The organism is Actinospineispora acaciae DSM 45401 (assembly GCF_000620785.1).
Lineage (GTDB): Bacteria > Actinomycetota > Actinomycetes > Mycobacteriales > Pseudonocardiaceae > Pseudonocardia > Pseudonocardia acaciae.
Genome location: NZ_JIAI01000001.1, coordinates 1,852,280 through 1,865,172, shown reverse-complemented (window position 1 = coordinate 1,865,172; position 12,893 = coordinate 1,852,280). Strand labels below are relative to the sequence as shown.

The window sequence follows — 12,893 nt, the reverse complement described above, 5'->3', positions numbered from 1 at the left end:
GGACGGCGGCCGTCACCTCACCTGCCCGCGCCCGGCCGACCAGGGCGACGACGCGGCCATCACCGCCGTGGCGAGGCCGAGCGCGAGCAGCGGCACGCCCCAGCCCGGGGTGGCGTCACGCAGCGTGCCCATGGCGAGCGGTCCGGTGGCGGCGAGCAGGTAGCCGATGCCCTGCACCGTCCCCGACAGGCCGCGCGCGGTGTCGGCGTCGGGTGCGCGCAGCACGATGAGCGTCAGCGTGAGGCTGAGCGCCGCGCCCTGGGCGAGCCCGGACAGCACCGACCACACCAGGTAGTAGCCGGGCGCGAAGTTCAGCCCGGCGAGCGCGACCGCCCACGCCAGGCACACCGCGAACGCGACAGGCAGCTGGCTGGCCCGCCGCGCGGCGACCGCGGGGACCACCAGCGAGCCGACCACGCCGAGCAGGTTGAACAGCGCCAGCGCCACCCCCGCCCGGTACGCGGACACCCCGGCGTCGCGCAGCAACGACGGCAGCCACGCGGTCATGGCGAAGAACAGCAGCGACTGCATGCCCATGAACACGGCCAGCGCCCACGTCACCCTGCTCCTCAGCACCGAGATGCGCACCCGTTTCGGCGGGAGGTGCGTCCCGCGCAGCCGAGGCAGCCACACGACCGCCGCGACCAGCGCCGGCGCGCCCGCGACGAGCAGCGCGCCACGCCAGCCGAGCCCGTCCAGCCGCGCGAGCGGTGCGCTCAGGCCCGATGCGGTGGCCGCGCCGGCGATGAGGGCCGCCGTGTAGACGCCGGTGACGGCGGACGCCCGGCGCCCGAAGTGCTGCTTGACGACCGTGGGCAGCAGCACGTTCACCACCGCGACCGCCGCGCCGATCAGCGCCGTGCCGAGCAGCAGCCACGCCGTCGCCGGGGTGACCCGCAACAGGGAGCCGGCGGCCACGCCCAGCATCGCCAGCAGCAGGGCGCGTTCGCTGCCGATCCTGCGCCCGAGCGCGGCGGCGCCGGTCGCGAGCAGGCCGAAGCACAGCAGCGGCAACGTGGTGAGCAGGCTGACCGCCGCGCGGCTCAGCCCGAGATCGGCCCGGATGTCCGGCACCAGAGGCCCCGTCGCGGCGATCGCGGCGCGCATGTTCACCGCGATCAACACGATCCCCAGCAGGGTCGCCCACCGGTGAGTCGGGTACTCCGGCCGGTCGGTGCTCGGTACCCCGCGTGCCACGGCGCTCACCTTACGTCCGCCAGCACGGCGAAGAAGTAGCTGTATGCGACGCAGGTTACGGTCCAAGTCAGGAGCGATAAGCTTATCTTCATGCTCGATCCTCGGCGCCTGGCCGTCCTTCGCGAGGTTGCCGCGCGCGGGTCGCTGGCGAAGGCGGCCCGTGCGCTGTCGTTCACGCCGTCGGCGGTCTCCCAGCAGATCGCGGCGCTCGAACGAGAGGCGAAGGTCCGGCTGCTCACCCGCACGCCGCGCGGCGTACGGCTGACCGACGCCGGGCGGGTGCTGGTGCGGCGCGCGGAGGCGATCGCCTCCGAGCTCGCGCGGGCTCAGGCCGCCCTCGACGCCCTCGCCACCCACGGCGGTGGGACGCTGCGCCTCGGGGTGTTCCCGAGCGTCGCGCGCCGGCTGCTGCCGGGCGCGGTCGAACGCTTCATGACCGACCATGCGCTGGTCGACATCGGCGTCGTCGAGCAGCCGGTCGAGCGCAGCATGCACGAGCTGCGCCTCGGCGAGCTGGACCTGGCGCTCGGCTACGAGTACTCGCTGGTGCCAGGCCCGGAGCTGGCGGCCGAGCTGCAGACGCGCACGCTCTTCTCGGAGGCTATGTGCCTGGTCATGCCGGTCGGCCGGGCGACGGTCGACGGCCATCGGGTCGAGCTGGCCGACCTCGCCGACGAGCGCTGGCTGGCCGCCGGCGCCGGCACCAGCTGCCGCGAGGCGGTCGCGCGGGCCTGCCACAACGCCGGTTTCCAGCCGAGGGTGCTGTCCGCCTGCAACGACCTGGAGCTGCTCGTCTCGCTGGTCGCGGTCGGCATGGGCGTGGCGCTGGTGCCGGCGATCGCGGCGCGCCACCTCGGCTCGCGGGTGGACGTGCGCCCGCTGCCCGAGGGCGGCGAGCGGCGGGTGTTCGTGGCGTGGGGTCCGGGCGGCGGCGACAACCCCAACGTCCACGCCTTCGTCGAGCTGCTCGCCGAGCTCGGGGCGCCGCCGGCGTAAGGTTAGCTAACTGCTCATATCAGAAACGTTCGCTTGTGCTGGCTTCTTCTGTCCGTCGATGATCCTGATCGACTGGAGCGGGAGGAACCATGTCCGTCTGGATTCACGACCTGACCTTCGAAGAGGTCGCGGCCCACCTCGAACGCCACCGGGAGGTGCTGGTGCCGATCGGCAGCACGGAGGTGCACGGACCGCACCTCCCGCTCGGCACCGACGGCTACCAGGCGATCGACTACGCGGAGGCGATCGCGGAGCGCGCCGGGCTGCTGGTGGCGCCGCCGATCTGGTACGGGGACGCGGCGCACCACATGCACAAGCCGGGCACGATCAGCCTGCGGCCGGAGACCGTCATCGCGCTGCTGAAGGACGTGTACCGCTCGCTGGCCGAACACGGCTTCCGCGCGATCGTCACGTTCAACGGCCACCGGCTCGCGAACCTGCCCGTGATCGGCATCGCCTCGCGCGAGGTCAAGAGGGAGTTCCCGCACGTCGCGTTCGCGTCGATCGACCCGCTGAGCATGAGCGCGACGCACCGCGAGCTGCGCGAGCACGGCGGCCGGGGCCTGCACGGCGACGAGTTCGAGACCTCGCACATGCTGCTGCGGCACCCGGAGCTGGTCCACATGGACCGCGCGGTCTTCTCGCACGGGTACGTGTTCGAGACGCGGTTCCTGACCCAGGACCTGATCGCGGGCGGGGACGCGATGCAGTACTACCTCGACGCCGAGGAGCAGGGCGCGCTGGCGCCACTGGGCCACATCGGCGACCCGGAGCGCGCCACCGCCGGTCGCGGCGAGGCGCTGTTCGACGCGGTCGTCGCCAACGGCGTCGAGTTCGTCACCGACCTGCGCCGGTGGGTCGAGGACGGCCGGCGCGTGGCCGGCGCGATCGGGGACGAGGGCCGCGCGCTGATGGAGCGCGAGCTCGCGTGGCGCGCGCGGGGCTCGTCCACCGTCGGCCTCAGAACCCCCGGCCCGGGTTGAGGATCCCGCGCGGGTCGAGCGCGGACTTCAGCGCCTGGTGCACCGAGGCGATGGTGTCGTCGAACTGCTCGGCCAGCCAGGGCCGCTTGAGCGCGCCGACGCCGTGCTCGCCGGTGATCGTGCCGCCGAGCGCGAGCGCCGCCGAGCAGATCTGGTGCGCCGCGAGGTGCGCGCGTTCGAGGGTGGGCGCTTCGAGGTCGGGCAGGCGCAGGGTGGGATGCAGGTTGCCGTCGCCGGCGTGCGCCACGATCGCCACGTCGATGCCGGTGCGCGCGCTGATCTCGTCGATGTCGCGCAGCATGTCGGTCAGCCTGCCGCGCGGCACGGCCACGTCCTCGACGATGGTGGGCCCGGCCTCCATGGTGGCGGTTCCGGCGAGGCGGCGGGCGGCCATCAGCGCGTCGGCCTCGTACGGGTCGGTGGAGCAGAAGCTCGCGCTCGCCCCGGCCGCGTCGCAGCACGCGGCCATCCGGGCGACCTGGTCCTCGGCATCGGCCGTGTCGGACTGGCCGATCAGCATCGCCGCCGCGGTGCGGTCCAGGCCCTGCGGCTTGTAGTCCTCGATCGCGTTGATGGTGGCCCGGTCCATGAGCTCCAGGACGCTGGGCACGTACCCGGCGCGGGTGATCGCGGCGACCGCCTCGCCGGCGTCCAGTATGGACTCGAACACCGCGACGAAGGTCATCGTCTGGCCCGGCGGTTTCGGCTGCAGCCGCAGCGTCGCCGCGGTGATCACACCCAGGGTGCCCTCGGAACCGACGAACAGGCCGGTGAGGTCGTAGCCGGTCACCGACTTGACGGTGCGCCGGCCGGTTTCCAGCACCCGCCCGTCGGCGAGCACCACCTGCAGGCTGAGCACCGAGTTGCGGGTCACCCCGTACTTCACGCAGCGCATTCCGCCGGCGTTGGTGGCCAGGTTGCCGCCGATGGTGGAGATCTCGAAGCTGCCGGGGTCGGGCGGGTAGACCAGCCCGTGCGGCGCGGCGGCGCGGCCGACGTCGGCGTTGAGCACCCCGGGCTCGACCACTGCCAGCCGCTCGTCCGCGTCGATCTCGCGGATCCGGTCCATCCGCGTCAGCGAGACCACCAGGCAGCCGTCCAGGGCGGTCGACCCGCCGGACAGGCCGGTGCCCGCGCCGCGCGGGACGACGCTCACGCCGTGCTCGTTCGCCCAGCGCAGGCAGTGCGACACCTCGTCGACGGTGCGCGGCCGGGCGACCGCCGCCGGCTGGCCGGCCGGGACCAGGCTGGCCCAGTCGCGCCGGTAGCCGTCCATGGCGTCCGGGTCGGTGATCAGGTCCCCGCCGAGGCCGGCGGCCAGCGCCGCGAGGGTGGTGTGATCAACGGTGCTGCCGGCGGCCATGCTCGGTGTGCCCTCCTCGGTCGGGTGTCACCGCGATGCTGTCATGCGGTCGCGGGACGCGACACCTGGAAGACCCTGGGGAGACAGGTAGTGGTGGATCGCGGGCGCCGCGACATCGACGAGCGTGCTCGCGTCCATCTCGGCCATCGGGGCGAACGGGATCAGGTACCGCGACATCGCGATGCCCAGCAGCAGCGCGACCGCCATCTCGGCTCGCTGGGCGGCCTGGGCGTCGAGCGCGTCGCACGCGTCGTGCGGGAGGGCGCGCGCGATCTCGGCGTGGACGGCCTCGTGCAGGCGTTCGGCGGCGATGGCGTTCGTGCTGGCGCACCGGGTCAGGATCTGGAACGTCAGGTCCGAGGGCGGGTCCTCCCAGTGCGCCAGGAAGCGGCGGAGCAGTGACTCGGCGCGTTCGCCGTCGGGCGAGGCGGCGCCGGTGGGTGCCGGGGCCGGGCGCCGCAGGGCGGACCGGAACAACCCCTCCTTGCTGTGGAAGTAGCGCATGACCAGCGCCGGGTCGACCCCGGCGTCGGCCGCGACGCGCCGGATGGTCGTGCCCGCGTACCCGTTGCTGGCCAGCGACCGACGGGCGGCGGCGAGGATCGCCGAGCGGGCCGACCCCTGCCGGCGTCCACGAGTCATGCACACAACAGTAGGCCAACAAACGATGGCCAACAATTGTTGTGTGATGAGCCCGCCCGCGCGGGCGGCCGCGCGCACCCCGAAGATGAGGGAAGGCCGACGGAGGAGGAGCGGGAGATGCGGGTGGTTGTCGTCGGTAGCGGCATCGTCGGTGCGGCGGCCGGTTACGAGCTCGTCCGGGCGGGGGTGGACGTGGTCGTGGTGGACTCGGCGGTTGCGGGCCGCGCGACGTCGGCCGGCGCGGGCATCGTCTGCCCGTGGTCGTCGGGGGTGGAGGATCCGGACTGGTACCGGATCGCGGTCGCCGGCGCGGAGCATTACCGCGAGCTGCTGTCGGCGTTGGCCTCGGACGGCGAGACCGAGCTCGGGCACCGGCGGGTCGGCGCGTTGCGGCTGGTCACCGAGGCCGAGTCGGAGGAGGTTCTGCGCCGGGTGACCGAGCGCGCCGAGGCGTCCCCGATGGCCGGCGAGGTGGAGCTGATCGGTGCCCGCCGCGCGCGCGAGCTGTTCCCGCCCCTCGGCCACGACGGCGCGGCGGTCCACATCCCGGGTGCGGCGCGCCTGGACGGGCGGCTGGTCCGGGACGCGATGCTGCGCGCCTCGGTGCGGCGCGGCGCCCGGGTCGTCGAGGGCACGGCGTCGATCGTCGCCGATGGCGGGGTGCGCGGCGTGCGGGTCGGTGACGAGCTAGTGGGCGCCGACGCGGTGGTCGCGGCCGCCGGTGCGTGGTCCTCGGAGCTGCTCGAACCGCTCGGGGTGCGGGTGCGGGTCGTTCCGCAGCGCGGGCAGATCGTGCACCTGCGGCTGCCGGGGGTGGACACGGCGAGCTGGCCGGTGGTGTTGCCGGGCTCGTCGCGGCACTACCTGCTGGCGTTCGACGACTCCCGGGTGGTGGCCGGTGCGACCAGGGAGGACGGCGTCGGTTTCGATCATCGGGTGACCGCGGCCGGGATGGCGGAGGTGCTCGGTGAGGCGCTGTCGGTGGCACCGGGGCTGGCCGGTGCCACGTATGTGGAGACCCGTGTCGGGTTCCGGCCGATGGGGCCCGACGGCCGCCCGCTGCTCGGCGCGGTCCCGGGGGTCGATGGGCTAGTGGTGGTGAACGGGCTGGGGCCGTCCGGCCTGATGATCGGCCCTTACGCGGGTGCGGTCGCGGCCCGGCTGGCCCGCGGGGCCGACCCGGGGATCGACCTGGCGCCCTACGACCCGCTGCGGTGAGGGCGCAGCAGGGCGACCAGGAAGTCCGAGTCGTCGGCGAGCGGGCGCAGGTCCCAGGTGGACAGTCGCAGCTCGAACTCGAGCCCGGCGGCGGCCACGTCCTCGGCGAACTCGTCGAACTCGTAGTCGCGCCCGGCCCCGAAGCCGATCACGGCCCGCCCGTGCGGCGCGAGGTGGGCGCGCAGCCGCCCGAGCACCTCGCGGCGGGTGCTCGGCGCGAGGAAGGCCATCACGTTGCCGGCGCAGACCACGGCGTCGAACGGCGCGGTGATGCCGCGCGCGGGCAGGTCGAGCTCGGCGAGGTCGCCCACCAACCAGCGCGGCCCGGGATGGTCCTGGATGGCGGCCTCGATCAACATCGGGTCCACGTCGACGCCGACGACGTCGTGTCCGGCCCTGGCCAGCGCGCCGCCGACCCGGCCGGGGCCGCAGCCCGCGTCGAGGATGTGGGCGTGCCGGGGCGCCATCGCGTCGACCAGGCGCGCCTCCCCGCCGAGGTCGTCGCCCGCGCGAGCCATGGACCGGAACCGCTCGATGTACCACGCCGAGTGACCGGGGTTCTCGGCGACCTTGCGCATCCAGAGGCTCTGCTCAACCATGCCTACACGGTATGCCGGCGGCCCGGGTCCTCGGCGGTTGCGTGCCGGCGGGCCGTTCATCCCAGCGGTACGGATGTCGGCGTTGTTGTTCTTAAGAAATCGCTTCTGAGAGCGGGGAATAGGCGCCAATACGTCACGCCTGAGACCTATGTGAAGATCGCCCGTCCACCGCGCACTCGCTGAACGATTATATATCGCGCAACCGTCGGTGAAATCGTTTACCCGTTTCGTGCGAACGAGGGGTATTCTGCGGTCGTTCAGCGATCCGGTTGATCGCGAGGGGGACATCATGATCAGCGTGCCGTCGCCGTAACGGTTGATGAGGCAATTCCGCGGTTGAGCCGGGTTGCCGGCTCGTTTCGAGTTCATCTGCTCCTCGTGGTCGGCGTGGGCGTTCGCGTGCGTCGTTTCCTGAGCACCGCGACGGGGCCGAGGGGGTGCCGTGCCAGATTTCGCCGTGCCGAGCGGACCTCGATTCGAGTTCCGGTTGCTCGGTCCGATGGGGGTGTTTCGGGACGGTGTGTCGATACCGCTCGGGCCGGCGAAGCAGCGGGCGCTGCTGACCGGGCTGCTGCTGGACAGCGGCAAGCCGGTGTCCACGGATCGCCTGGTGGCGCTGTTGTGGGACGAGTACCCGCCGGCCTCGGCGATGGCGAACATCCGTACCTACACCACCAGGCTGCGCGCGGTCCTGGCCGACCCCGGCGGGGTGCGGGGGTCGCGGCTGGTGCGCCGCCCGCCCGGTTACCTGGTCGCGGCGCTGCCGACGGAGGTCGACCTGGTGGAGTTCGTCGCGCTGGCGAACCGGGGGCGGCGGGCGCTGGCGGCCGGTCGGTCGGCCACGGCGGTCGAGCACCTCGGCAGGGCCATGGCGTTGTGGCGGGGCACCGTCGCCGCCGAGGGCGTGGTGCGCGGGGAGTCGCTCGCCGCCCGGCTCATCGCGCTCGACGAGCTGCGAGTGGCCACGCTGGTCGACCTCGTCGCGGCTCGGCTGGGCGTGGGAGAACACGTGACGCTGGTGCCGGAGCTGCGCGCCGCGGTGTCCGAGCATCCGCTGCACGAGCGGCTGTGGGGGCAGCTGATGGTGGCGTTGTACCGCAGCGGCGATGCCCAGGGCGCGCTGGCCGCGTTCACCCAGGCCCGCCGGGTGATCACCGACCGGCTCGGCATCGAACCGGGCCAGGAGCTGGTCCGGCTCCAGCGGGCGGTGCTCGACCGCGACCCCACCCTGCACGGGCAGTGCCCGGAGCCGCCGGGCGCACGGATCCCCGAGCAGCGCGCGGCCCCGGTTCCGCACGAGCTGCCCGCGACCGTGGTCGGGTTTGTGGGCCGGGGGCACGAACTGGCCCGGATCGAACGCGCCGTGACCCGGGGGCGGGCCCCGGTCGTCGTGGTGATCCACGGGCCGGGCGGGGTCGGCAAGTCGGCGCTGGCCGTCCAGGCGGCCCACCGGATGGCCGAGCGGTTCCCCGGCGGCCAGCTCTATGTGAACCTCTCCGAGGGGGCGTTGCCGGCCGCCGAGGCGCTGGCCCGGTTCCTGCGCTCGCTGGGAGTGCCGAGCCGGGAGGTGCCGGTCGCCCTCGGCGAGGCCGCGGTGCGGTACCGGTCGCTGACGTCAGGGCGGCGGCTGCTGGTGGTGCTGGACAACGTGTCCGAGGGCTACCCGGTGGAGCCGCTGCTCCCTGCGTCGCCCACCTGCGCGGCGTTGCTGACCTCGCGGGGGCCGGTGCCGCTGCTGTCCGGCGCGACCAGGGTGCCGACGCCCGTGCTCACCCCCGCGGACGCGACTGCGCTGCTCGCCGGCGGCTGCGGCCCGGCCAGGCTGGCGGCGGAGCCGGGCGCGGTCGCCCGGTTGGCGGTGCTCTGCGGCCACCTCCCGCTGGCGTTGCGGATCGCGGGCGCCCGGCTCGCCGCGCGCCCGGACTGGACGGTGGGCGACCTGGTGGACGAGCTGGGCGACGACGCGCGGCGGCTGGACGGTCTCACGCTCGGGACGCTGTCGGTGCGGGAGAGCCTGCGGGTGGACTACGAGGCGCTGCTCGGTTCCCCGCACGGCCCGCTGGACGGGCGGCTGTTCCGGCTGGTCGCCCTGCTTCGGCTCCCGGCCGTCAGCCCGGAGCTCGCGGCGGTGCTGGTCGGGGTGAACCGGTCACAGGCGGCGGCGGGGCTCGAACGCCTGGTCGGCGCGCAGCTGCTGGTCCGGACCTCCCGGGACGGCTACCGGATGCCCGACCTGGTGCGGCTGTACGGGTTGGAGCGGGCCGAGGCGGAGGAGTCGAGGGCCACTCGAACCGTCGCGGTGCGCCGCGCGCTGTGGTACCTGGTCGGCAGCGCCGAGTACCTGATCTGAGCGCCGCGCGGGTCTCGGCTCCGGCTAGGCGAAGCACGCCCTGGTGCGGTAGGCCTGTCCGTTCGAGCAATGCTGAATGCCGCGGCCGAGACCGCCACAGCCACACAGCTGACTGGTGCACCAGCAGTACACAATGCCGCGTGCGTGGCGGTGGTCTTCGCCAGGAAAACACCGAGCAGCCGGTCGCTGATCTTTCCGAGTTTCTTAAATCTGGCCTCCCCGAGAAATGCCGCCGGCAGGAGACGACGGCCACCCGAGGCTAGCCGGAACCCGCACATTCGACGCATATCAGTCGAGATGCAGCCGGCGTAAGACAAAACCCACCACGTGGTCCTCGGGTAGATAGCCGAACTGGCGCGAGTCCGAGCTCACGTCGGCGTTGTCGCCGAGCACGAAGAGCTTTCCGGCGGGGACCACCGTGTGATCCGGCGGCAATGCCGCCGCGGCGACCCGCTTGACCAGTAGCGCGGACCCGCCCTTGGAGCCGGGTGGTGGGCGCGCGATCACCACGTCGGCCACCCTGATCCGATCGCATGGCACGTGGATAGCCGACGGTCGTACACGGCGCGCACATTGGTTCGCGGGTGGGCGGTGTGCGGTTGATGTGCGGACGGCCGGAAACATCCCGCCTCCACGACCACGTGGGGGAGGGGCTGGCGCGATGGGCTACGTCGTGATCGGGTGTCGGTGCCTGGTGGGGCTGGGTTTCGCGCTCGCGGCGGCGAGCAAGCTCCGCAACCGCGCGGCGTTCGACCAGTTCGTGGGGGCCGTGCGCGCGGTGTTCCCCCGCCTGTCCGGTAGGCACGGCGTCGTGGCCGCCGCCCTGGTCGCCGCGACCGAGGCCGCCGTCCCGGTCCTGCTGGTGGCGCCCGGCACGGCACCGGCCGGAGTGGCCCTGGCCTGCCTCGCGCTGCTCGGGTTCACCGCAGCGGTCGTCACGGCCCTGCGCCGGGGGTCGACCGTGCCCTGCCGATGTTTCGGCGGGTCGTCGGCGCCGCTCGGCCGGCACCACCTGGTCCGCAACGGAGTGCTGCTGGCCGCGGCGGCGCTCGCCGCGATCGCGCCGCGCGATGCGGGGGAGCTCGCCGGCATCGCGGTCGCGGTGGGGGCCGGGGCCAGCGCCGCGCTGCTCGTCGCCCGGTTCGACGAGCTGGTCGACCTGCTGCTCCCGCACCGCATCGAGATCGAGAAGGGATCGCTGTGATGGCCTACCTGGTTGCCGCCGTCGTGTTGGTGGGTGTGCTGTGCGTGCTGAACCTGCTGATCAGCTTCGGGGTGGTGCGGCGGCTGCGGGAGTACGCGGCCAGGTCGTCCGGCTCGGCGGACGTCGGCCTGCCGGAAGGGGCCACCGTCGGTCCCTTCAGCGCGCGCACGCTCGACGGCACCGCGTTCGCGCGCGACGACCTCACCGGCGCGACGGTGGTCGGGTTCTTCTCGACGCAGTGCCGGCCGTGCCACGACAGGCTGCCGGAGTTCGTCTCGTACGCGCGCGGCGCCGCCGCCCGCACCCGGGTGGTCGCCGTGGTGACCGGACCCGACGACGCGGCACCGACGATGGTGCCCTCCCTGGCCGAGGTGGCCGGCGTCGTCCGGGAGGAGTTCGACGGCGGGCTGTCCCGGGCCTTCGCCGTCCGGGGCTACCCGGCGGTCTTCGCGCTCAGCGGCACGACGGTGACCGCCCGCGACACGAACATGCTCCCGGCGCGGGCGTGACCGGGCGGCGGCCGACGGCGATCCGGGCGGCCGGGCTGGCCAGGTCCGCCGCGCCCGGCCTGGTGAGCCTGCTCGTCCTCGCCGTGGTCGCGGGCTCGGTGGTGCCGGTGGCGACGGTGTGGCTGACCAAGGTCGTGTTCGACGGCATCGGCGCGCGCGTCCCGGCCGACCGGCTGCTGTGGCCGGCCGCCGGGCTGCTGCTGGCCGGGGTGGCCGCCTCGGCGCTCCCGGCGGCCACCCGCTTCCTGCACGGCGAGCTGGACCGGGCGGTGCGCCTGGTCGCGAAGGACCGGCTCTACCGGGCGGTGAACCGGCTCACCGGGATCGCCCGGTTCGAGGAGCCGCCGTTCGTGGACCGGCTCAGGCTGGCCGACCGGGGCGCCACCACACCGGCGAGCCTGGTCGAGTCCGGGCTCGCGCTGGGCAAGGCCGCGGTCACGCTCGGCGGGCTGCTGATATCGCTGTTCGTGGTCAGCGCGGGCATGGCCGTCGTGCTGATGGCCTCGGCGGCCCCGGCGCTGGCCGCGGAGCTGGCGCTGGCCCGCGGGCGGGCGAGGTTGCACTGGAAGGTGGGCCCGGTCGAGCGCCGGGAGATCTTCTACACCGTGCTGTTGTCCACCGTCGAGGCGGCGAAGGAGATCCGGCTGTTCGACCTGGGCGGGTTCCTCCGCCGCCGCATGCTCACCGAGGCGCGCACCGCGAACCAGGCCCACCGGAAGATGGACCGCCGGGAGGCGCTGACCCACGGCGGCCTGGGGCTGCTCTCCGCGCTGGTCGCCGGCGGCGGTCTGGTCTGGGGGATCGTCGCGGCCACCCGGGGCGAGCTGAGCGTCGGCGACATCGCGATGTTCGTCGCGGCCGTCGCCGGCGTCCAGGGCGCGCTCGCCGAGCTGGTCGGTCGGATGGCGATGGCGCACCAGGAGCTGCTGCTGTTCGAGCACTACTTCGCCGTGGTCGACGCCCGCGCCGACCTGCCGTCGCCGCCGAGCCCGCGCGCGCTGCCGCCGCTGCGCCGAGGCATCGAGCTGCGCAACGTCTGGTTCCGCTACACCGACGAGCACGACTGGGTGCTGCGCGGGGTCGACCTGCGCATCCCGCACGGCCAGGCGGTCGGCCTGGTCGGCCACAACGGCGCGGGCAAGAGCACCATCGTGAAGCTGCTGTGCCGGTTCTACGACCCGAACCGGGGCGCGATCCTGTGGGACGGCGTCGACCTGCGCGACGTGCCCGTCGAGCAGCTGCGCCAGCGCGTCAGCGGCGTCTTCCAGGACTACATGCACTACGAGCTGACCGCCGCCGAGAACATCGCCGTCGGCGACCTCGCCGCGCTCGGCGACCGCGACCGCATCCGGTGGGCCGCCCGGCGCATCGGCATGCACGACGTCCTCACCGCGCTGCCCCACGGCTACGACACCCTGCTCTCGCGCATCTTCTTCGACGGCGACGAGGCCAACGGGACCAACCGGGGCGTGCAGCTCTCCGGCGGGCAGTGGCAACGACTCGCGCTGGCCAGGGCGCTGCTGCGCGACCGGCGCGACCTGATGATCCTCGACGAACCCAGCTCCGGCCTCGACGCCGAGGCCGAGCACGAGATCCACAGCCGGCTGCGCGAACACCGACGCGACCGCACCAGCCTGCTGATCTCCCACCGCCTCGCCGCGATCCGCGAGGCCGACCTGATCGCGGTGCTGGCCGACGGCGCCGTCACCGAGATCGGCGACCACTCCGGACTGATGGCCGCGAACGGCGTGTACGCCAACCTGTTCGCCATGCAGGCCGCCGGCTACCGGGAAGTCAACGTGACGAGACCCGTGTCGTGAATGAGAGGTGGC

At 73.6% G+C, this 12,893-nt stretch carries 12 protein-coding genes; 7 read left to right on the top strand and 5 right to left on the bottom strand.

The window, feature by feature from the left end:
- Window positions 1-12 precede the first annotated feature (12 nt).
- On the bottom strand, window positions 13-1,197 hold the full coding sequence (locus N912_RS50525; protein ID WP_064745224.1) for a CynX/NimT family MFS transporter: 1,185 nt from the start codon (window positions 1,195-1,197) through the stop codon (window positions 13-15).
- A gap of 90 nt (window positions 1,198-1,287) precedes the next feature.
- Between N912_RS50525 and N912_RS50520 the strand changes: the two genes are divergently transcribed.
- Window positions 1,288-2,193, top strand: coding sequence for a LysR family transcriptional regulator (locus N912_RS50520; RefSeq protein ID WP_051579867.1), 906 nt, complete (start codon window positions 1,288-1,290; stop codon window positions 2,191-2,193).
- 89 nt (window positions 2,194-2,282) lie between these two features.
- On the top strand, window positions 2,283-3,176 hold the full coding sequence (locus N912_RS60095) for a creatininase family protein (RefSeq protein WP_051579866.1): 894 nt from the start codon (window positions 2,283-2,285) through the stop codon (window positions 3,174-3,176).
- Here N912_RS60095 and N912_RS0109020 read toward each other — a convergent pair.
- Both N912_RS0109020 and N912_RS50510 read right to left on the bottom strand, forming a co-directional pair.
- A complete protein-coding gene (locus N912_RS0109020; protein ID WP_037063045.1) occupies window positions 3,154-4,539 on the bottom strand; it encodes an FAD-binding oxidoreductase in 1,386 nt (461 codons plus the stop codon). The two genes, N912_RS60095 and N912_RS0109020, sit on opposite strands and share 23 nt — an antisense overlap.
- A 27-nt stretch (window positions 4,540-4,566) precedes the next feature.
- Entirely contained in the window at window positions 4,567-5,181 is a 615-nt protein-coding gene (locus tag N912_RS50510) for a TetR/AcrR family transcriptional regulator (RefSeq protein ID WP_051579865.1), read from the bottom strand.
- A gap of 117 nt (window positions 5,182-5,298) precedes the next feature.
- Here N912_RS50510 and N912_RS0109010 point away from each other — a divergent pair, with 117 nt between their 5' ends.
- Entirely contained in the window at window positions 5,299-6,399 is a 1,101-nt protein-coding gene (locus N912_RS0109010; protein ID WP_028922182.1) for an NAD(P)/FAD-dependent oxidoreductase, read from the top strand.
- Here the strand turns inward: N912_RS0109010 and N912_RS0109005 are convergent.
- Window positions 6,381-6,998 (bottom strand): class I SAM-dependent methyltransferase, encoded by a 618-nt coding sequence (locus N912_RS0109005; protein WP_028922181.1) that lies wholly within the window; start codon window positions 6,996-6,998, stop codon window positions 6,381-6,383. The genes N912_RS0109010 and N912_RS0109005 overlap by 19 nt on opposite strands.
- A 442-nt stretch (window positions 6,999-7,440) precedes the next feature.
- Between N912_RS0109005 and N912_RS50505 the strand changes: the two genes are divergently transcribed.
- Complete coding sequence (locus N912_RS50505) at window positions 7,441-9,348, top strand: AfsR/SARP family transcriptional regulator (protein WP_156993293.1); 1,908 nt, start codon at window positions 7,441-7,443, stop codon at window positions 9,346-9,348.
- 288 nt (window positions 9,349-9,636) lie between these two features.
- Here the strand turns inward: N912_RS50505 and N912_RS50500 are convergent, their stop codons facing one another.
- Window positions 9,637-9,867 carry a S26 family signal peptidase gene (locus tag N912_RS50500; RefSeq protein WP_156993291.1) on the bottom strand — a complete coding sequence of 77 codons (231 nt, stop codon included), beginning with the start codon at window positions 9,865-9,867 and terminating at the stop codon, window positions 9,637-9,639.
- A gap of 142 nt (window positions 9,868-10,009) precedes the next feature.
- On the opposite strand from N912_RS50500, the gene N912_RS65645 reads away from it, so the two are divergent.
- From N912_RS65645 to N912_RS0108980, 3 genes are read left to right on the top strand one after another with little or no spacing between them, the layout of a single operon-like run.
- A complete protein-coding gene (locus N912_RS65645) occupies window positions 10,010-10,552 on the top strand; it encodes a MauE/DoxX family redox-associated membrane protein (protein WP_051579862.1) in 543 nt (180 codons plus the stop codon).
- Window positions 10,552-11,061 carry a thioredoxin domain-containing protein gene (locus N912_RS65640; RefSeq protein ID WP_028922180.1) on the top strand — a complete coding sequence of 170 codons (510 nt, stop codon included), beginning with the start codon at window positions 10,552-10,554 and terminating at the stop codon, window positions 11,059-11,061. The genes N912_RS65645 and N912_RS65640 overlap by 1 nt, the downstream gene beginning before the upstream one ends.
- The gene (locus N912_RS0108980) at window positions 11,058-12,881 is read left to right on the top strand and encodes an ABC transporter ATP-binding protein (protein ID WP_028922179.1); all 1,824 of its coding nucleotides are present in this window, start codon (window positions 11,058-11,060) and stop codon (window positions 12,879-12,881) included. Before N912_RS65640 ends, N912_RS0108980 begins: the two co-directional genes overlap by 4 nt.
- Window positions 12,882-12,893: the final 12 nt, after the last annotated feature.